This is a genomic window from Xanthomonas vesicatoria ATCC 35937 (assembly GCF_001908725.1).
GTDB lineage: Bacteria > Pseudomonadota > Gammaproteobacteria > Xanthomonadales > Xanthomonadaceae > Xanthomonas > Xanthomonas vesicatoria.
In genome coordinates, this window is sequence record NZ_CP018725.1 from 1,390,227 (window position 1) to 1,411,055 (window position 20,829).

At 63.7% G+C, this 20,829-nt stretch carries 16 protein-coding genes and 1 pseudogene; 8 read left to right on the forward strand and 9 right to left on the reverse strand.

The window, feature by feature from the left end; genetic code table 11:
* The first annotated feature begins 751 nt into the window (after positions 1–751).
* Entirely contained in the window at positions 752–1,171 is a 420-nt protein-coding gene (locus tag BJD12_RS24900) for a hypothetical protein (protein ID WP_050812836.1), read from the forward strand.
* A gap of 219 nt (positions 1,172–1,390) precedes the next feature.
* Complete coding sequence (locus tag BJD12_RS24125; protein WP_126936601.1) at positions 1,391–1,657, forward strand: hypothetical protein; 267 nt, start codon at positions 1,391–1,393, stop codon at positions 1,655–1,657.
* 519 nt (positions 1,658–2,176) lie between these two features.
* Here BJD12_RS24125 and gcvH read toward each other — a convergent pair.
* From gcvH to nudE, 8 genes and pseudogenes are all read right to left on the reverse strand, one after another.
* Positions 2,177–2,572 (reverse strand): glycine cleavage system protein GcvH, encoded by a 396-nt coding sequence (gene gcvH, locus BJD12_RS06145; protein WP_005988581.1) that lies wholly within the window; start codon positions 2,570–2,572, stop codon positions 2,177–2,179.
* A 124-nt stretch (positions 2,573–2,696) separates the two neighbouring features.
* A complete protein-coding gene (gene gcvT / locus BJD12_RS06150; protein ID WP_005988582.1) occupies positions 2,697–3,806 on the reverse strand; it encodes a glycine cleavage system aminomethyltransferase GcvT in 1,110 nt (369 codons plus the stop codon).
* Positions 3,807–3,964: 158 nt separating this feature from the next.
* Positions 3,965–4,399, reverse strand: coding sequence for an NfeD family protein (locus BJD12_RS06155; protein WP_005988584.1), 435 nt, complete (start codon positions 4,397–4,399; stop codon positions 3,965–3,967).
* A 3-nt stretch (positions 4,400–4,402) separates the two neighbouring features.
* Positions 4,403–5,368, reverse strand: a complete 966-nt coding sequence (locus BJD12_RS06160; RefSeq protein WP_042827625.1) for an SPFH domain-containing protein — start codon at positions 5,366–5,368, stop codon at positions 4,403–4,405.
* Positions 5,369–5,522: 154 nt separating this feature from the next.
* Positions 5,523–5,858 carry a YnfA family protein gene (locus tag BJD12_RS06165; protein ID WP_005988588.1) on the reverse strand — a complete coding sequence of 112 codons (336 nt, stop codon included), beginning with the start codon at positions 5,856–5,858 and terminating at the stop codon, positions 5,523–5,525.
* A 41-nt stretch (positions 5,859–5,899) separates the two neighbouring features.
* Positions 5,900–6,709, reverse strand: a pseudogene (gene mazG, locus BJD12_RS06170) (nucleoside triphosphate pyrophosphohydrolase); the annotation flags it as partial.
* A gap of 191 nt (positions 6,710–6,900) precedes the next feature.
* Positions 6,901–7,701, reverse strand: coding sequence for a 3'(2'),5'-bisphosphate nucleotidase CysQ (cysQ, locus tag BJD12_RS06175; RefSeq protein ID WP_005988592.1), 801 nt, complete (start codon positions 7,699–7,701; stop codon positions 6,901–6,903).
* The gene (gene nudE, locus BJD12_RS06180) at positions 7,698–8,246 is read right to left on the reverse strand and encodes an ADP compounds hydrolase NudE (protein ID WP_005988595.1); all 549 of its coding nucleotides are present in this window, start codon (positions 8,244–8,246) and stop codon (positions 7,698–7,700) included. The genes cysQ and nudE overlap by 4 nt, the downstream gene beginning before the upstream one ends.
* 41 nt (positions 8,247–8,287) lie before the next feature.
* On the opposite strand from nudE, the gene bioA reads away from it, so the two are divergent.
* Together bioA and BJD12_RS06190 are read left to right on the forward strand one after the other, a co-directional pair.
* Entirely contained in the window at positions 8,288–9,706 is a 1,419-nt protein-coding gene (bioA, locus tag BJD12_RS06185; protein ID WP_005988597.1) for an adenosylmethionine--8-amino-7-oxononanoate transaminase, read from the forward strand.
* Positions 9,697–10,431 carry a 16S rRNA (uracil(1498)-N(3))-methyltransferase gene (locus BJD12_RS06190; protein WP_005988599.1) on the forward strand — a complete coding sequence of 245 codons (735 nt, stop codon included), beginning with the start codon at positions 9,697–9,699 and terminating at the stop codon, positions 10,429–10,431. Before bioA ends, BJD12_RS06190 begins: the two co-directional genes overlap by 10 nt.
* Positions 10,432–10,767: 336 nt before the next feature.
* Here BJD12_RS06190 and BJD12_RS06195 read toward each other — a convergent pair whose 3' ends face one another.
* Positions 10,768–11,766, reverse strand: coding sequence for a glucokinase family protein (locus BJD12_RS06195; protein WP_005988601.1), 999 nt, complete (start codon positions 11,764–11,766; stop codon positions 10,768–10,770).
* A 715-nt stretch (positions 11,767–12,481) separates the two neighbouring features.
* On the opposite strand from BJD12_RS06195, the gene BJD12_RS06200 reads away from it, so the two are divergent.
* The 4 genes from BJD12_RS06200 (at position 12,482) to BJD12_RS06220 (ending at position 20,822) form a co-directional block, all read left to right on the forward strand.
* Entirely contained in the window at positions 12,482–15,160 is a 2,679-nt protein-coding gene (locus BJD12_RS06200; protein ID WP_042827618.1) for a TonB-dependent receptor, read from the forward strand.
* A 208-nt stretch (positions 15,161–15,368) separates the two neighbouring features.
* Entirely contained in the window at positions 15,369–17,051 is a 1,683-nt protein-coding gene (locus tag BJD12_RS06205) for an alpha-L-fucosidase (RefSeq protein WP_042827619.1), read from the forward strand.
* Positions 17,052–17,054: 3 nt separating this feature from the next.
* Entirely contained in the window at positions 17,055–18,122 is a 1,068-nt protein-coding gene (locus tag BJD12_RS06210; protein ID WP_039423304.1) for a glycosyl hydrolase family 18 protein, read from the forward strand.
* Between the two features lie 210 nt (positions 18,123–18,332).
* Entirely contained in the window at positions 18,333–20,822 is a 2,490-nt protein-coding gene (locus BJD12_RS06220) for a family 20 glycosylhydrolase (protein ID WP_042827620.1), read from the forward strand.
* The last annotated feature ends 7 nt before the right edge of the window (positions 20,823–20,829 follow it).

The window sequence follows — 20,829 nt, forward strand, 5'->3', positions numbered from 1 at the left end:
GCCTGTGTCGTTTCTGGTTGCAGGATGTGCAACTGGATCGCGCGCGGCGACAGGCAGCTGCCGGGCAGAACGACTGGGCCAATGCTGCACGCTCGTCCTTCGTCTGGGTAGATCGGCGGGACTTCGCTGGTTGTCGCTACGGTGCCAGGTCGGATACGGGCGCCTGACAGTAGATCAATGAGATGTGTGCGCTGTGCGGCGGCAGCTGCAGGTTTCATTGCGGGACCACGACACCTTTCGCCAAAACGCATCGAACCCAGCCGCCTGGCAGTCGCTTACTTGCGATGCGGGTACGGCAGTTCGACGGCGACGACCGGTCCTTGCATCCGGGAAAGCGATCGCTCGAGAACCGGACTGGCCGGGCGGTGACTGGGAACCCTTCAGCAATAGCAATATCGATCGGCAAGGCATCCCGTCATCCCCGCCTTAACCGCGATCAGCGGTGGGCGGCGTATCGGTCGCCATCGGTCACCGCGCAATCTTTTACCGCCACTACCGGTTGGGCAATGCCGTTGTCGTAGCCGCCAAGGCGCCAAACCCAGACCGGCCCGCCTTTTCTACATCGCCTAAAGGGCGGCAGGCAGTCGCGCACCGCATCGGATGTAGTCACGGCCCACGGCGCCGTGCAATAAAAAAGCTCCCTCCCCGCTGGGCGTCGGGGAGAGAGCTCGATGTTTTACGGCGATCGGGTGTTACAGATCAGATCAGCGGCGCCGGAGTTGCGGGCAGCGCGACCGGAGCGGCCTTCTTCTTGCGAGTGGCCGGCTTCTTCTTGGCGACCTTCTTCACAGCAGGCTTCTTGGTAGCCGACTTCTTGGTGGCGGACTTCTTGGTCGCCTTCTTCGCTACTGCCTTTTTGGCAGCTTTCTTGGCGGTCTTCTTGACGGCCTTCTTGGCGGCAGTCTTCTTGGTCGCCTTCTTTGCGGTCTTCTTCACTGCCTTCTTGGCGGCAGTCTTCTTGGTTGCCTTCTTGGCAGTCTTCTTCACTGCCTTCTTGGCGGTTGCCTTCTTTGCAGTCTTCTTGACGGCCTTCTTGGCAGCAGTCTTCTTCACTGCCTTTTTGGCGGTTGCCTTCTTAGCGACCTTCTTGGTCGCCTTCTTGGCGGCGGTCTTCTTCGCTGCCTTTTTGGCGGTGGGTTTCTTTTTCGCAGCTTTTTTAGTGGCCATGTAATTGGCTCCTCGTCAGTGAACTATGGAGTTGAAACGCCCAGTTGAACCAAACCCCGCGCCGGCATGCCGTCGTCGGGTACCGTCCGCAGGTATTGCGAGACGGGACGGATACAGAAACACCCGCATCGAACGGCGACACGGGTGCCTAGTCAAAACGACAACTGCTTTTCTGGAGAGAAGCGAACCCGACTCCACCATTGCACGTACTTCGGTGGACGTCTTGAACAAGCGTGTCGGCTCGATGTCGATTCTGCTCACTCTCTTTCGCAGCAATGTCTGCTGGGCGAAACCTAATCACGCTTTTTTTTACTGTCAACACTCTTTTGCAATTTTTTTTCAGTCGACCATCGCCACGTTCGCCATCGAGGTCCGGCAAGCACACCGCGCGAGGGCAGTTGCACAGGCTTTCCGCGCACGCGTCTCTAACAGCACTTTCGAAAAAGCACTTCTTTTGCGCTGTTTTTTGAAAACGCTCCAGATCCGCTAGCCGTCGATTGCGATAACGCTGCGACGGCGCGCTTCGCGTTGCGGCATCGTCCGCCGCCTGTCCGCCAGCTGAAAATTTTTTATCCGCCAACTCCACTTCCGGCGTCGCACAAGCAGAAATGCGCAAACTTATTGCGTCGTTTGATCGCGATGCACGCGCACTTGCGCATCGCCGAGCGCATGTCGCACGACGCCGATCGGTCGTCGACGCACCTTGCGCGCATCGATTTTTTTCACCGAGCACACGCCAGATCCTCACGAGCGACTCACGTCAGAAATCCGACGCAAGGGCATGCGGATGATGCTGCGGCGATAAGTGGGGCGTGGACGTCACTGCGTACATCGCATCACGCTATCGCCAACTGCCTCACAGGTGCGCAACCGTCAGCGCGTACAGATGCCAAGCAATCGTCCATCCCCTCACGATCCTGTGCGAGCACCAAAACCGCGTCGGCGATAGCGCGCCCAAAAAAATGGCCGCTCTGGGAGCGGCCATCGGTTTCCAGCAGAGAGGACAGACTCAGTGGTCGTCGTCTTCCAGCAGCTCGGCATAGTCGTCGGGCGACAGCAGGTCGTTGAGCTGCTCCTTGTCTTCGAGTTCGACGACGAAGATCCAGCCCTCGCCATAAGCGTCCTCGTTGATGGTCTCCGGCTTGTCGTTCAACGCGCCGTTGACCTCGACCACGGTGCCGCTGACCGGGCTATAGACATCGGACGCGGCTTTGACCGACTCGACCACCGCCGCGCCGTTGCCGACCTGCACGGTGTCGCCGACGCTCGGCAGCTCGACGTAGACCAGGTCGCCCAGCAAGCCCTGCGCGTGGTCGGAAATACCGACGGTCACGCGGCCGCTGCTTTCGACGCGGGCCCACTCGTGGGATTTGAGGAACTTGAGGTCGCCAGGGATCTCGCTCATGGGTGTGCTCCGGGGAAACTGGGGTTGGGGGACAGATTGTTAGTTTAGACCGCGCGACAAGACAGGTGCACGCACGTCGGTAAAGCCGGGTCGCGCCGGACGCCTGGCAACAGCATTGGGCGACTCAGTCGCCAAGGACGCCGGGCTGTGCCTGGCCGTCGCGCACGAACGGAAACTTCACCGCGCGTAACGGCACCTGCTTGCTGCGGATGTCCACGCGCAGGTCGTCGATGCTGCCGGCCGGCACGCGTGCGAATGCAATTGCCTTGCCGAGCGTGGGCGAGAACGTGCCGGAAAGAATCTCGCCCTGGCCGGCAGCCGTGAGCACGGCCTGGCCGTGGCGCAGCACGCCCTTCTCATCCATCACCACGCCGATCATCTGCCGCGGTGCGCCCTGTGCCTTTTGCGTTTCGAGCACGGCACGGCCGATGAAGTCGCGGCCTTCGTCGAGCGTGATCGTCCAGGCCAATGCTGCTTCGTACGGACTCACTGCATCGTCCATGTCCTGCCCGTACAGATTCATGCCCGCTTCCAGACGCAGCGTGTCGCGCGCGCCCAGACCGGCCGGCTTGACGCCCTGCGCGAGCAACGCAGTCCAGAATGCGACTGCCGCGTCCTGCGGCAACACGATTTCGAAACCGTCTTCGCCGGTGTAACCGGTGCGCGCAAGAAACAGGTCGATGCCATCGCGCGAGCGCGTCTGCAACGCGGCGAAACGGCCGAGCTTGCTCGTTGCCGTGACGTCGGACGGATCGAGCAGGTCGATGACCTTGGCGCACGCGTTGGGGCCTTGCACCGCAATCATCGCGAAGTCGCTGCGTTCTTCCACGCGCACCTCGAAGCGTGCGGCCTGTTCGCCGATCCAGTGCAGATCCTTTTCGCGGGTGGCGGCGTTGACCACCAGACGGAAGAAGTCTTCGGCCATGAAATAAACGATGAGGTCGTCGATCACCCCACCTTGTGGATTGAGCATGCAGCTGTACAACGCCTTACCGGACACCTTCAGCTTGTCCACCGAGTTGGCAAGCAGGTAGCGCAGGAAGTCGCGCACGCGCGCGCCGTGCAGGTCGACTACGGTCATGTGGCTGACGTCGAACATGCCGGCATCGCGACGCACCTGATGGTGTTCGTCCAGCTGCGAGCCGTAGTGGATCGGCATGTCCCAACCGCTGAAGTCGACCATCTTGGCGCCGAGCGCACGATGGGTGTCGTTGAGGATGGTCTTCTGGGTCATGGGCGCCGGTCCAAGGGAAAGATGCCCATTATCGCCGCCCGACCATCATTGCGGGTAACTGCGTCTGTGCGCAGAGGCAGTGGCAACCCCAACGACGTAAACCCGCAAACGCACGCCGCGCTGCAACATGGCAACCGAGTCGCGCCCTGCCACGGCGATCAGCCGCTGGCTTGTACCACCAAGGTCATGCCATCGACGCCGACGATGCGCACCGGTGTGCCGGCGGGCAGGTCCGGACCACTAACCACCCAGAACGCATCGTCGACCTTGGCGCGACCGCGGCCGTCATAGATGGCTTGATCGAGCAGCACGCAGCGGCCGATCAATTGCTCGGCGCGCTTGTTGAGCAAGGGGCGATCGCTCTGCCGCCCCTTGCCGCGGAACCAGGTGCGATAGACCTGCACCGAAACGAAGCTGAGCACCACGAACGCCACGATCTGCACCAGCAGCGACATGCCCGGCAACGCAAGCACGAGCGCGCAGACGGCGGCGGCGGCGATCCCCATCCACAGCAGGAATGCACCCGGCACCAGGGTCTCGGCGGCGATCAATAGCAACGCCAGCACCGCCCAGGTCACGACGTCCCAGCGCATGGCTCAGCCTCCCGCGCGTGGCGGCATCGGCGGCACGCGCACGGCTGGCGCGTCGGGCTTGCCGATGGCTTCCTTGGCCAGCTCGGCAATACCGGCGAGCGAGCCGATGATGCCGCTGGACTCCATCGGCATCAGCACGAACTTCTGGTTGGGCGCGGTGGCCAGCGCCTTGAACGCCTCCACATATTTTTGTGCGACGAAATAATTGATCGCCTGCACGCTGCCGTTGGCGATCGCATCGGACACCACCTGGGTGGCGCGGGCTTCGGCCTGCGCCAGACGCTCGCGCGCCTCGGCGTCGCGGAAGGCAGCTTCCTTGCGGCCTTCGGCTTCGAGCACGGCAGCCTGCTTCTCGCCGTCGGCGCGCAGGATTTCCGATTGACGCGAGCCTTCGGCTTCCAGAATCTGCGCGCGCTTTTCGCGCTCGGCCTTCATCTGCCGCGCCATCGAGTCGATCAGGTCGCGCGGCGGCTGGATATCGCGAATTTCGATCCGCGTGACCTTGATGCCCAACGGGTTGGTGGCCTGGTCGACCACGCTCAATAACTGCGCATTGATGGTTTCGCGCTGGCTCAGCGACTCGTCCAGATCCATCGAACCGATCACGGTGCGAATATTGGTCTGCACCAGTGCGATGCTGGCGATCTCCAGATTGGAGACCTCATAGGCAGCCTTGGCCGCGTCCAGCACCTGGAAGAACACCACGCCGTCCACGCGCACCACCGCGTTGTCCTTGGTGATGACGTCCTGGCTGGGCACGTCCAGCACCTGTTCCATCATGTTGATCTTGCGGCCCACGCCGTAAACCACCGGCACCAGAAAGTGCAGACCGGGGCTCATGGTGTGGGTATAGCGGCCGAAGCGCTCCACCGTCCACTGGAATCCCTGCGGCACCATGCGCACGGTCTTGAATAACACGATGACGCCGGCAACCAGAACGGCGATGGCCAAAAACGAAGTCGGAAACATGTGCATCCCCTTGCATATGACGAGTCGATCCTTGCAGCAGTATGCACCCGCACTGCCCGTCGCCGGCGCAGGTCTGCAGTGCAGGAGCGCTTGCGACCCTTGTCGCGTCGGGCAGCAGGCAGCTCAGGGTGTGCAGCTCAGGCAACCACCAGACTCAGACGTTGCGGGGGGCGAACATGATGACCGCCATGCCGAGCAGACAGCAGGCGGCGCCGAGCAGATCCCAGCGGGTCGGGGTGATGCGGTCCACCCACCACAACCACATCAACGCGCTGGCGATATAGACCCCGCCGTAGGCGGCATACACGCGCCCGCTGGCAGCCGGATGCAGGCTCAACAGCCACACGAAGATCGCAAGGCTCAGCGCGCTAGGCAGCAGCAGCCACACGCTGCCGCCTTTTCGCAACCATAGATAAGGAAGGTAGCAACCGACCAGTTCGGCCACTGCGGTGGCAACGAACAGCAACAGCGTGGTCAGCGCACCGCTCATACTTGGGGCGCGACGCTGGCATCCAGCGGCGCGGCGGCAGATTCGTCGCGCTTGACCTGTTGCCACAGCGCTTCCTGCGCACTCAGCGACAACGTATCCAGCGTCGTGCCCTGCGCGAGCGCGCGCGCTTCCATCGCACGGAAGCGCCGTTCGAATTTCAGATTGGCATGCCGCAGCGCGGCGCCCACATCGACCTTGGCATGCCGCGCGAGATTGGCGCAGACAAACAGCACATCGCCCAGTTCGTCTTCCAGGCGCGCCTGATTGTCGGCGACCGGGCCGCGGGCGAACTCCACCCGCAGCTCTTCGATTTCTTCCTGCAGTTTTTCCAGCACCGGCGCCGGGCCGGCCCAGTCGAACCCCACCTTCGCGGCGCGCAATTGCAACTTGGTGGAGCGCTGCCACTCGGGCAGCCCACGCGCGATGCCAGCCAATGCGGAGTCGTCCTGATGTCCTGCGGCGCGTCGTTCCTCGCGCTTGATCTGGTCCCAGCTGGCGCTCACCGCTTGCGCATCGTCCGCCGTTTGCGAAGCGAACACGTGCGGGTGGCGGCGCACCAGCTTGTCGCTGAGCGTGGCGACCACGTCGGCGAAGTCGAACGCGCCTTGTTCGGATGCCATCTGGGCATGGAAGACCACCTGCAGCAACAGGTCGCCCAGTTCGTCGCGCAGCCCCGGCAGGTCGTTGCGATCGATCGCGTCGGCAACCTCGTAGGCTTCTTCGATGGTGTATGGCGCAATGGTGGCGAAGCTCTGCTCCACATCCCAGGGACAACCATGCTCACGGTCGCGCAGGCGCGCCATCAACTGCAGCAGGCCTTGGATATCGCCAACGGGCGGAGTCTGGAGCATGGTGTGTTCCTGAAGCAGTGGTGGAAGACGCGTCTGGAGGCAGCATCGCCAGCGCATTGCGGCATCGCCGTGGCAGCGAAGCGTGGCGGTTGCCCTAACGCGCGGTGCCGCCGCAGTGTAGCGGCCAGCCGCTGCCGATCCTGCGCATCCGCCGTGCCTGCCGTGCGATGCGCGTATGACAGTGGGCGTGTTCAGGCCAGCCAATCGCGCCAGGGCAGATTGGGATCGCCCAGCGCGATGAAGTCACCATTGAGCAAGGTGTCGCGGCGGTTGTAGCGGAACGGCTTGCCGGAACCGCCGGCCAGCAGCACACCGCCGGCGGCATGCAGCACGCATTGGCCCGCCGCGGTGTCCCATTCGGAGGTGGGACCGAAGCGCGGGTAGACATCCAGGTCGCCTTCGGCAATGCGGCAGAACTTCAACGACGAGCCTTGCGCCACCACGTCGATCTGTCCCATGCGCTCCAGCGCGGCCGCAGTGCGCGCGTCGCGGTGCGAGCGGCTGGCGGCAACCCGCAAAGGGGTGGCCGCCGGCGTGCGGGTGTGCAGCATCTCGTCGCGGTCGCCGTCGCGGCGGAACGCGTTCTCGCCGCGTGCGGCATACCAGACCCGGCCATCGACCGGTGCCTGCACCACGCCCAGCACCGGCGCGCCCATGTGGATGAGTGCGATGTTGACGCTGAACTCGCCATTGCGTTTGACGAACTCGCGGGTGCCATCCAGCGGATCGACCAGCCAGTAGCTGGTCCAGTACTGGCGATCTTCCCAGGCCACATGCGCGGACTCTTCCGACAGCACCGGCACGTCGGGCGTGACCCGGCGTAGGCCGTCGACGATGACGCGGTTGGCGGCCAGGTCGGCCTGGGTCAGCGGACTGGCATCGTCCTTGATCTCCACCGCGAAGTCCTGCGCGTACACCTGCATGATGGCCTCGCCCGCTTCGCGGGCGATGGCGATCACGGTTTCGCGCAGTTCCATCGGGATGCGGATCATGGGTTGCGCTCCAACCACTCGCGCGCAATGAACAGGGCAGCCAGCGAGCGGCCTTCCGAGAAATCTTCGCGCAGCATCAATTCGTCCAGACGTGCGATTGGCCAGGGCACCACTTCCATCTCTTCCGGCTCATCGCCGACCAGGCGCTCGGGGTAGAGGTCGCGCGCCAGCACCAACCAGGATTGGTGACTCATATAAGTAGGAGCGAGCGTCATCGCGCGCAGCACCTGCACCTGGCGCGCGCCGTAGCCGGCTTCTTCCTTGAGCTCGCGGTCGGCCGCCTGCTCCGGCGTCTCGCCGGCATCGATGCGCCCCTTGACCAGACCCAGCTCGTAGCGATGCACGCCGGCGGCGTATTCGCGCACAAGCAGCACGGTGCTTGCGTCGAGCATCGGCACCACGACGACGGCGCCGTGGCCCTGGCTGAGTTGGCGCTCGTAGAGGCGGCGCTGCCCGTTGGAAAACTCCAGATCCAGTTGCTGGCGACGGAATGGCCCATCGCCCAGATCGGTGATCTTGTGGATGGTCGGCAGACGCGGGCTCATGCGTGGCACGCAGCCGCGGAGCGGACCGATAGAATAGGCAGATGCATCGACATGTTCATGAGCCCGAAATCCTAGCAGACCCTGCAGCCTCCGAAGCTGCCGAACATTGGCGGCAACGCGATCTTGCCGTGCTGTGGCACCCGTGCACGCAGATGCGCGAGCATCCGCACACGCTTCCGCTGGTCCCCATCGCCGGTGGCCAGGGTGCGTGGCTGATCGGTCACGACGGCCGTCGTTATCTGGACGCGGTGAGCAGTTGGTGGACCAACCTGTTCGGCCATGCCGAGCCACGCATTGGCGCGGCCATCGCGCAACAGGCCGGCACCTTGGAGCAGGTGATGCTGGCCGGGTTCACGCATGCGCCGGCGGTACAACTGGCCGAGCGTCTGCTGGCGATTGCGCCGCGCCAGCCCGACCGCGCGCCGCTGTCCAAGGTGTTCTATGCCGACAACGGCTCGGCCGGCGTCGAAGTGGCCTTGAAGATGGCCTTCCATTATTTCCACAACCGGGGCGAGCATCGCCGCACGCGCTTCATCGCGCTGGAAAACGGCTACCACGGGGAGACCATCGGCGCGCTGTCGGTGGGCGACATTCCGCTGTACCGCCGCGTGTATGCGCCTTTGTTGCTGCAATCGCTGTTTGCACCCTCGCCGGATGCCTACCTGGCCGAGCCGGGCCAGAGTGCGGAAGACTACGCACTGCAGGCAGCCGATGCGCTGCAGGCACTATTCGAACAATCGCCCGGCGAAATCTGCGCGTTGATCCTGGAACCACGTGTGCAATGCGCCGGCGGCATGCGCATGTATCACCCGGCGTATCTGCGCCGCGCGCGGGAATTGTGCGATGCGCATGGCGCGTTCCTGATCGCCGACGAGATCGCCACCGGCTTCGGACGCACCGGCACGCTGTTCGCGTGCGAACAGGCCGGGGTGATGCCGGATCTGCTGTGCCTGTCCAAGGGATTGACTGGCGGCTTCCTGCCGCTGTCGGCGGTGCTGGCCACGCAGCAGTTATACGACGCGTTTCTGGACGATTCGCGCGAGCGCGCGTTCCTGCACTCACACAGCTACACCGGCAACCCGCTGGCGTGCGCGGCGGCATTGGCGACGTTGCAGATCTTCGCAGACGACGACGTGATTGCGCGCAACCAGCACACCGCCGCACGCATGAGCGCCTTCGCTGCGCAGATCGGCGAGCACGGCGCGGTGGCGGACGTCCGCCAGGCCGGCATGATCGTGGCCTTCGAACTGACCCAGGGAGGCGACAAACGCACGCCCTTCCCCGCCGCGGCACGGGTTGGGTTGAAGGCGTATCGCGCGGCGCTGGAACGCGGCGTCGTGCTGCGCCCGCTAGGCGACGTGCTGTACTGGATGCCCCCTTACTGTGTGGACGATACACAGTTGGCCTTGCTTGCCGCGACCACCCGTCACGCGATCGAGGAGGCTGTCGCATGCGCCTGACCCGCTCCCACGTTGCGTTGCCGCTGCGCTGCGACCAGGAAGTGACCCTGCCCGAAGAGTCCGCCAATCACCTGCTGCGCGTGTTGCGCCTGCGCGAGGGCGATGCTTGCATCCTGTTCAATGGCGATGGCAGCGACTACCACGCGCGAATTACCGTGGCCGGCAAGCGCGAGGCGCGTGCGCTGATCGAGCGTGCGGACATGCTGTCCAACGAATCGCCCTTGCGCATCACGCTGCTCCAGGGCATCGCACGCGGCGAAAAGATGGACCTGATCCTGCAAAAAGCCACCGAGTTGGGCGTGACCGCCATCGTGCCGGTCAATGCCGAGCGCACCGAGGTCAAGCTTGATGCAGCACGCATGGAAAAACGCGTCGCGCATTGGCGCAATGTGGTGGTATCGGCCTGCGAACAATCCGGCCGCGCACGCGTACCGACCGTCGCAGCGCCGCTTGGCTTGCAAGAGGCAGCGCAGACCAGCGATCCGCAGGTGCGACGGCTGACCCTGGACCCGCAGGGCGAGCATCGCCTGTCCACGCTGCGTGCGGATGTCGAGCAGGGTCTCATCGTGGCGATCGGGCCGGAAGGCGGCTGGTCGCCACGCGACCGCGCCACGCTAGCGGATGCCGGTTTCACCGGCCTGCAATTGGGTCCACGCATCTTGCGCACCGAGACCGCCGGCCTGGCCGCCATCGCGGCATTGCAGGCGCGGTTCGGCGACCTTTAGGTTCGCGGCCTGGTAGCACATCGCGTTCGCAGACGCGCGGTGAGCGTAGTGCCTCGCCTCGCGTGACCGAACGACTATGAAAGCGAGCAGCCCGCCGCAGGGGCGCACCTGGGCGCGAGGAGCCTTCCCGGTAATGCCCCGTCGCGCCCAGATGGGCTTTTACGGAATGCGGCAATCCAAGCGCCGATAGACCCGATACAGCACGAGTGACTGCAAAAGACGCACGATGCCCGACCGAGGTGCAGGAATGCCCCTGATCACGAGGGGCACCATCGGTAACGCCCTTCGCGCGCAGGTGCGCTCCCACATACGGTGTGTGTTGCGGTGTGTCGCCGGTCAGCGGCCGTGTTGCAGAAACCAGCTGGCTGCGCCGATGACGCCGAGCTGGCCGTGTTCGACGATGCTGACCGGCACCTGTTCCAGGGCAGGACGCAGCGTGCCCTTGTCGAGGAGGCGGTCGGCAAAGTCGCTGGCGGCGATGAACTCGGCAATCTGCGGCAGGAATCCGCCAGCCAGATAGACGCCGCTGCGGATGCCATAGAGCAGCATCATGTCGCCGACCACGCTCCCCATGAACCCGCAGAACGCCTGCAGCGCATCGCGTGCAAGCGCGTCGTCGCCGGCCAATGCGGCGGCGGTGACATCGGCTGGACTGTGATGCATCGCGGGCTCGCCACGCAGCGCAGCCAACGCGGTGTAGAGATTCAGCAGGCCCGGGCCGGACAACAAGGTTTCGGTGCCCACGTGGGTGCGCGTGCGGCGCAGTTCCTGCAGCACGGCCACTTCCAGATCGCTGGCGGCCGCGAGCGCGGCGTGACCTGCTTCGGTCGGCAACACCATCGGGTTGGCACCATTGGGAATCCATACCGCCGCGCCAAGCCCGGTCCCGGGGCCGAGGACCAGCGCCGGGCCGGCTGCACCCTGAGCGGGACCGGACAGCTGCATGACCTGATTGCCGCTCATGTAATTGGCCGCGTAAGCGACCGCTTCGAAATCGTTGACCAAATGCAGCGCCTGCATGCCGAGCTGGCGGCGAATCTGTTCCGGCGCCAGCACCCACGGCAGATTCGCCGTGATCACGCTGCCGTCTTCCAGCGCATAACCAGCACTGGCGATCACGCCGCGACGCACCGGCGCGCATCCCATCTCCGCAAAAAACACGGACATGATCTCGGCAAGGCCCGGGTAATCGGCGCAGCGGTACTTGCGATAGTCCAGCACCGTGACCGGCTTGCGTGCATCGGCGCTTGCGCAGACCAGCGCCAGGCGCACATGCGTCCCCCCCACGTCTGCGGCAACGAAGGTATCGGGGCGCGGAAAGGCCACCGCTTCCATTGGGCTGCTTGCGCTCACGCATTCTCCTGATAAGTGGCAGCGGGCTGGCGTCATGTCCCGTTGTCCGACGAACGGTAACAGGTAGACAACGTTGTCAGTAATCGGCTTGTAACGCAACTGTGGCGACCACAATCAGCGCGATCCCTCGCGCCACCCATCATCCACGAAATATCCACGTGTATCACGAGGATTTCCGCACAAGAGCCAAGCGCACGCTAGCGGAACGCCACCTCGCCATTGAAGGCTTGAATCGCGCACGGGACGTCCAATTCCATACGTGCGCAAACGCTCAGTGACTTCCGCGATCACGTCGCAAAAATGCTGCATTGCAGCGCAATCGCAGCCGCAGCAGAGATCTGTGACGATGTGTTGACAACGCTGTCAGCGCTACGCGAGACTCGGTCCAAATCGAGGTTCTGGCAGGAGGGGCCAGCAACTGTTCGGTACTGAAGAACGGCGCTTCCCTCGCCTGTTACCCCAGATTCGCGAGTGGCGCGTCATCTGACGTTCGACTCGCCGATGTCGCATTCGCTTTACCGCTTCACCACACGGGGGACACCTCCTCTACCACGCGAATCGACGCCACCTGCTGCCATTGCGGAGCCAAGGAGTGCGATCACCGCGACGGTCAGGGCGTGTTGTTTTGCCGGCCACGCCGAGCACGTGACGCCTTTGAAGGCGGCGCGCTCACAGCACTAACCAACGAGGTTTAGCCATGCACAGCCGCACCACGACGTTAGCACTCTGTATCACCGCCGCTCTGTACTGCTCCGGCTCTGCAATGGCTGCCGGACAAGAACAACAAGCCCCGGCCGGCACCACGCCGTCGGCCACCACCGAGTTGGATACCATCACCGTCACCGGCTACCGCGCGTCGCTGGAGAAGAGCCAGGCGGTCAAGCGCTCGGCCAACTCCATCGTCGATGCAATCAGCGCCGAAGACATCGGCAAGTTCCCGGACATCAATGCAGCCGAATCGCTGTCGCATTTGCCGGGCATCAGCGTCGACCGCCAGTTCGGCGAAGGCGAAAAGGTCAGCATCAACGGTACCGACCCCGCGTTGAACCGCGTACTGCTCAACGGCCAGACCATCGCCTCGGGCGACTGGGGCGGCAACCCGACCGACACCAGCGGCCGTACCTTCAACTACACGCTGCTGTCGCCGGAAATCATCGGCCTGATGGAGGTCTACAAGACCCCCGAGGCGCGCATCGACGAAGGCTCGATCGGCGGTACCGTGATCGTGCACACCCGCAAGCCGCTGGACCTGCCCAAGAACACCGTCCGTGGCTCGGTCGGCTACAACTACAACGATCGTTCGGAAGAAGGCAATCCGCGCGGCTCGGCGCTGTGGAGCTGGAAGAACGACGACGAAACCTTCGGTGCGTTGATCTCCGCCACCCACGACAAGCAGGATCTGGCGCGCGCCGGTATCGAATACTTTGGCTACACCACCGGCGCAGGCATTCCGCCGACAGCCACCATCACCGGCGACGGCAGCGATGTGGCCACCGCCCGCGTGCCGGCCGGCATCAGCAGCGCGTTCTTCCAGCAGACCCGCGAGCGCAGCGGCCTGCAGGGTGCCTTGCAGTGGAAGCCTGACGAGCAGAACGAGTTCAACCTCACCGGCATCTACATCAAGGGTAAATACAACAACTTCAGCCAGGCGCGCTATGTGTGCCCGGCCTGTAACGATGACCGCCAGAAGATCACCCAGGCCAATGTGCAGAACGGCGTGGTGACCTCGGCCACGGTATCGGACAACACCCGTGGCGGCGTCAACGATCAGCCATACGCGCAACTGGATGCGAACTACCGCGACAGCACCGTCACCACCAAGAGCCTGAACTTGCGCCACGACTGGTCGGGCGAAAAGTGGGTGTTCACCACCCAGGTCGGAGACACCCAGGCGACCGGCGGCAAAAACCCCGAATACCTGATGAAGTTCCTGATGCAGGATGGTGGCTATAACTACGCCTTCGACGGCTCGCACACCGCGGTAAACTACGATAACGGCGGTGCGTCTAACTGGACACTGCCGGGCAATGCCGCTGGTCTGCCGGCAGGCTCAACTGCAAACGGCGTGATGCAGGCGGGCGGCATTTACTACCAAAAAAGCAAGGACGAAGAAAAATACTTCCAGTGGGACGCGGCGCGTGATCTGACCTGGGGCCCGTTCAACAAACTGCAGTTCGGCTACAAGTACATCAACCACAACAACGGCGTGGATGCGCGTGGCAACCGCATCAATACTACCGACCCGATCTCGCTGAGCCAGTTCAACCCCGGCACCACGCCGAGCAGCCTGTATGACGGCCTGGGCGCCAGCGGCGATCTGACGACGTGGCCAACGGCCGATCTAGGTGCTGTGCGTCGTTATCTCCTCTCGCAGCCGCAAGGTCCCTATACCACCGATTTCGGCGGCTCGTTCGACGTTAAAGAAATTACCCAGAACGTCTACACGCAGCTGAACTTCGAGTCGGGCCAATGGCGCGGTAACGTGGGCGTGCGTCTGCTCGATACGACCGACAAGTCCGAGTATTGGCAGAGCCAAGATAACAACGTCACTTTTTCGCGTGTCGCGGAAACGCACGATTACCGCAAAGCGCTGCCGAGCTTCAATATCGCCTACGACGTGACCGACGATGCCGTGCTGCGCTTCTCGGCCGCCAAGGTCATGGCACGTCCGCGTTACGCCGATCTGGCGGGGTCGTTCACCGTCAACAGTGGCAACGGCAACCTGACCGCCAGCGGCGGCAATCCGGACTTGAAGCCTTACGAGTCCACCAACTACGACCTGGCGGCCGAGTGGTATTTCGCACCGTCGAGCATGTTGTCTGGCGAGGTGTTCTACCGCGACATCAGCTCCTACATCGTGAGCACAACTGTCAACGAGTTCCGGCCGGCAGATCGCCGTGGGAATGAGGCAGGCGATTATCAGGTCACCACCCCAACAAACGCCTCCGACGCCAAGGTCAAGGGTGCATCGATCAACTACCAGCAGACGTTCGGCCTGGGCTTCGGGTTGCAGGCGAACTACACGTTTGCCAAATCCGATGCCAGCACCGGCTTGAACCTGCCCTACCTGTCGCGCGATACCTACAACGTGATCCCGTACTGGGAACATGGCGATTGGACCGTGCGTGTGAATTACAGCTACCGCTCGAAGTACTTCACCCAGATCGGTCGTCTGGAATCGCGTGACTTTGCAGATGCCTACAAGCAGCTGGATCTGAACGCGTCGTACCAGATCACCGACTACATGGGCATCACCTTCGGCGCGACCAACCTGCTGGATTCCACCTACCGGGTCTTCAGCAACACGCGCGATACCCCCACGGCGTTCTACAAGAACGGCCGCGGCTACCAGGCCCAGCTGAACTTCAAGTTCTGATGTAGCAACGGCGCGCCACCGACCCTCCACGGTGGCGCGCTTTTTTGTGAGCTGTGCGTTGCATGCGGCGCACAGCTCGATGTTGTAACAAGGAGTGGTACTGGCCACGCCCCTTCGCGGTTGAGGGAGCATGGCCAGGCCCGCTTTTGCCATCCACGCACGGTTGCAGCATCGCCGGTGCGTCTTGCTCAACAGGAGTGCAGTTCCCATGACGACCGATAGCCGCGTGTTTGCGGCTCCATCCCGCCGCCACGCCGGAGCTGCACCCAGAACGCGAATGCTCGCGCTCGGTCTGCTGCTCGTATTGCCTGCCGCCACGCTCAGCGCGCAATCACCGACCGCGGCAACCGCCACCACGCTCAGCCCCGAGGTCATCGACCAGCAGTGGCTGGATGCCACCGCCAAGTACGCGCCCGAACGCGAGCGCCTGGTGCGCGAAGCTGAAGCCGGCGCACGCAAGGGTCCGTTCCGCCCCGACTGGGCAGCGCTGAAGGCGTATCAATCGCCGGCGTGGTACGACAACGCCAAGTTCGGCATCTTCATCCATTGGGGCGTGTTCTCGGTGCCGGCGTTCGGCAGCGAGTGGTATTCGCGCAACATGTATCTGCAAGGCTCCAAGGAATTCGCCCATCACGTGGCGACCTATGGCCCGCAGGCGACCAGCGGTTACAAGGATCTGATTCCCAAGTTCACCGCGCCCAAGTTCGACCCCAAGGGGTGGGCCAAGCTGTTCCGTGAGTCCGGCGCGCGCTATGTGGTGCCGGTGGCCGAACACCACGACGGGTTTGCGCTGTACGACTCCAAGCTGTCGGACTGGACCGCGATGAAGATGGGGCCCAAGCGCGACCTGCTGGGCGAGCTGTCCACCGCCATCCGCGCGCAGGGGCTGCACTTCGGCCTGTCATCGCATCGCGCAGAGCACAACTGGTTCTTCGATGGCGGGCGCAGCTTCGACTCTGACGTCAACGACCCACGCTATGCGGCGCTGTACGGCCCGGCGCAGGTGCGCCTGCCGGGCAAGGACGACGCCGACGTGGCCAACGACTGGACGCCGGTATCGCAGGCATGGCTGGACGACTGGCTGGCGCGCACCACCGAGTTGATCGACACCTATCAACCGGATCTGATCTATTTCGACTGGTGGATTGCGCACCCAACGTTCCGGCGCAGCCTGCCGACGATGCTGGCGTATTACTACAACCAGGGCGCGGCGCGCACCGAAGCCGACCGCGGCGTGGTGGTGAACTACAAGCTGGGCGCCTTCCCCGAAGGCGCCGGCACGCTGGATATCGAGCGCGGCCAGCTGACCGGTATCCATCCCACGCATTGGCAGACCGATACCTCGGTGAGCAATGCCTCGTGGGGTTACATCGAAAACGACACCTACAAGTCGCCCACCTTCATCATCCACATGCTGGCCGACGTGGTGGCCAAGAACGGCAACCTGATGCTCAACATCGGCCCGCGTGCCGACGGCTCGATCCCCGACACCGAGCGCGGCATCCTGCTGGCGATCGGCAAGTGGCTCAAGACCAATGGTGGCGCGATCTACGACAGCACGCCGTGGCGCGTGTATGGCGAAGGCCCGACCGAAGTGGTGGGCGGTACCTTCCAGGACGTCAAGACCAAACCGTACACGGCAGAAGATTTCCGCTTCACCACCCGCGACGGCGCGTTGTACGCGATCGAGCTCGGTTGGCCGACCGATGGCGAAGCGGTGATCCGCTCGCTCACCCCGGCCGATGGCGTGCGCGGCGTGACCTTGCTGGCCAACGGCAAGAAGATTCCCTTCGAACAACGCGCCGATGGCCTGCATCTGCGGCTGCCGGTCAAGCCAATTGGCGAAAGCGCCTACGTGTTCCGCATCGACCTTTCTTCCCCCACTCCCTGACGGATGTTGTCTTTCATGAGTAAGCGATTGACCTGGATGTTGCTTGCGCTGGCACTGACCTGCGCCCCGGCTTTGGCCAAAAACCCGACGGCGTTGTTCTATCTGATGAACACGCAGAAATCGACCAACTCGTTCATTGCCAACGTCGACAAGATCGATGTGGTGGTGCCGACGTGGTACGGCGTGGATCAGAACGGCCTGGTCAACGGCACGCCCAATACGTACCTGTACGACATCGCCAAGCAGAAGAAGCTGCGGGTGATGCCGATCCTGTCGATGACCACCGGGCGCGACGGCTTCCACAAGCTGATGCACGACGAAGCGGCCAAGAAGCGCATGATCGAATCGCTGCTGATCCACGGCAAGCAGCACAAGTACTACGGCTTCCAGTTCGACTTCGAGAACATCGCCTGGACCGATCGCGACGCCTACACCTTGATGGTCAAGCAGACCGCCGATGCGCTGCACAAGGCCGGTTTCAAGATGTCGGTGGCGGTGGTGCCCAATGCACCGGGCCATGCCGAAGGCGGCCAGTTCTCCAAGTGGATGTGGGAATACTGGCGCGGCGCGTATGACCTGAAGGCGCTGGGCCAGGCCGCGGACCTGGTCAGCATCATGACCTACGACCAGCACACCCGCTGGACCACACCGGGCCCGGTGGACGGCATGGTGTGGATGAAGAAGCACCTGGATTACGCGATCACCCAGGTGCCCAAAGAAAAGTTGTCGCTGGGCATTGCCACCTACGGCTACCGCTGGTACACCGGCAACCCGGTGAAGGAAGACGGCACCGAAGCGTCGAACATTTCCGCGACATATATCGATGCTGACGAATCCTTCCCGCTGGCGATCGAACAGAACGCCACCGTGCAGTGGGATCCGGTGGAGCAGGAATCGTGGTTCTACTTCTACCGCGACGATATGCGTGAGTGGGTGTTCCGCCCGGACGCACGCAGCTTCAAGGCACGTTACGACATGGCCAAGCAGTACGGCCTGGAAGGCTTCAGCTGCTGGGTGCTGGGTGCGGAAGATCCGAAGGTATGGGACGAGCTGCCGACTGCACAGCGCTGATCTAACTATTGCAGGCCTGGCGCGCGCCGATGAAGCGTGCGCCAGTGCCTGTGTGCGTTGCGGCGGCTTTGCTACTGTGCGTGGCTGCCGCGCATCGCCATCGTCGGCATGACCGGGCGATGGTCTTGATGCGATATGGTGTTGCTCCACTTGGCTGCGCGCATGCAACCGCGCAGCGACACGCTCTCCGCCACCTCGGGATGTGATTGTATGATCTCCAACACCAGCCCTACCCCACGCATGTTGTTGTCGAGGGCGCTGCTGTTGGACATGCCGTTATCCGGCAAGCGGCTATCGATGCGGTTACCGTCGCGATTGCTTGCACTGTCGTTGACCGCACTGGTGCTCACCGGCTGCGGCAAACGCGAGTCAGGCACAACACCGGCGGCCGTCAATGCAGGCGCGACTGCACACACCGCTTCTGCAATTGCGCCGCTGCCGCTCATTCCTGCACCGGTGGAGGCCAAACGTCATGCCGGCAATTTTACCGTCGGCACCGGCACGGTGATTTCGATCGTGGCAGGCGACGCCGATGCGCGGCGCAGTGCCGAGTATCTTGCCGGCCTGCTCAAGCGCACGCGCGGGCTTGCCTTGGAAGTGCGTGCAGAAACCACGCCCTCGCCGGCCAGCATCCGCCTGGAACGCAGTGCGCAGGCACCGGTAACGCAGAAAGAAGGCTATCGCCTGGACGTGGATTCCACCGGCATCCGCATCGACGCACGCGATGGCGCCGGCCTGTTCTATGGCGCGATCAGCGCCTGGCAATTGATGACCCCGGATGCGCGCAAGGGCGCGGTGGCGGTGCCCGGCGTGAGTATTCGTGACTGGCCGCGCTTTGGCTGGCGCGGTCAGCATCTGGACGTGGCCCGCCACTTCCATGACGTGGATACCGTCAAGCACGTGCTCGATGCGATGGCCGTGCACAAGCTCAATGTATTGCACTGGCATCTCACCGATGACCAGGGCTGGCGCATCGAGATCAAGCGTTACCCCAACCTCACCGAGGTCGGTGCCTGGCGCACGCCGCCGGGTGCCGGCAGACACGGCACGCCGGAGCGTTCCGGCGGCTTTTATACGCAAGAGCAGATCAGCGAGATCGTCGCGTATGCGGCGCGCCTGCATATCACCGTATTGCCCGAGCTGGACATGCCCGGCCATGCGCAGGCGGCCGTTGCCGCCTATCCGGAAGAGGTGGGCGTGCCCGGCGTGCGCACACAGGTGGGCGTGGACTGGGGCGTCAACCCGTACCTGTTCAACACCAGCGAACGCAGCCTGACCTTCATCACCAATGTGCTGGACGAAGTGCTGACATTGTTTCCTTCAACGTACATCCACATCGGTGGCGATGAGGCGGTCAAGGATCAATGGGAAGCCTCGCCTGCAGTGCGCGCGCAGATGCGCAAGCTGGGCGTCAAGGATGCCCATGCCATGCAAGGCTGGTTCAATGAACAACTGGCGCAGTATCTGACCGCGCACAGCCGGCGCATGATCGGCTGGGACGAGATTCTCGAAGGCGGCGTGCCGGCCAGTGCGTCGGTGATGTCGTGGCGAGGCGTCGAAGGCGCGGTCACTGCTGCAAAGCAAGGCCACGATGTGGTGCTGGCACCGGGCGACTGGCTGTATCTGGACAACCTGCAGACCACGCGCAGCGACGAGCCCAACGGTCGCCTGACGGTGTTGCCGTTGTCCAAGGTCTACGCGTTCGACCCGGTACCGGCCGAGCTCAGCGCCGATCAGGCCAGGCATGTGCTTGGCGCACAGGGTGCGTTGTGGTCCGAATACATCCCCTCGCGCTGGCACGTGGATCACGCGCTGTTCCCGCGGTTGTCTGCGGTGGCGGAAGTGACCTGGTCGCCGCCACCTGCACGCGACTGGAAAAACTTTCTGGCGCGGTTGCCGGCGCAATTGCAGCGCTACAAGGCACTGGACATCGCCTACAGCGATGGCGCATTTGCAGCCGATATCGCGTTGGAAAACGGCCCCAACCCGGTACTGGCCGGCAGCCCGGCCAAGGTGGTGTTGGGCACGCAGACCGGCGCAGGCGCACTGCATTACACCGTGGACGGCAGCGACCCCACTCCCGCATCGCCGCGCTTTGAGGCGCCGTTTACGATCACCCTGCCGACCACGGTCAAGGCCACCGCATTCACCGCCGACGGCGTGCCGTTGGCCGCCACGCGCAGCCGCACCTTCGACCGCGCCTCGCTGTTGCGCATGGACACGCAAGGCCTGCGCGATTGCGTGGCACAGGGCGCGCTTGGCCTGCGCCTGCCGTTGCTGCCGGAAATGACAGGCGCCGACACGCCGGTCTACAACGTCGATCTGTTCCACGCCTGCCGGCTGTATCCGCAGGCACGACTGGATGACATTGGGGCGATCCGCATCGAGGCCGCGCGCCTGCCCAACAACTTCGGCCTGGCGCACGAGCAGCCCAAGGTAGTGCAGTACCCGGCCAAGACCCGCGGCGGCGAGCTGGAAGTGCGCCAGGGCTGCGACGGCGAACTGATCGCCAGCGTGCAATTGCCCAAGAGCGACACCCTGGGCGAACAATTCACCCTGGAAACGCCACTGCCCGCACGCACCGGCACCCACGATCTGTGCCTGCGCTTCACCGCGCCGATTCGCGGCCCGCTGTATGCCATCGGCGCTGTCCAACTGATTGAAACCACCGCGCAGGCGCCCCCCGCCGCCACGCGCTGACCCATCC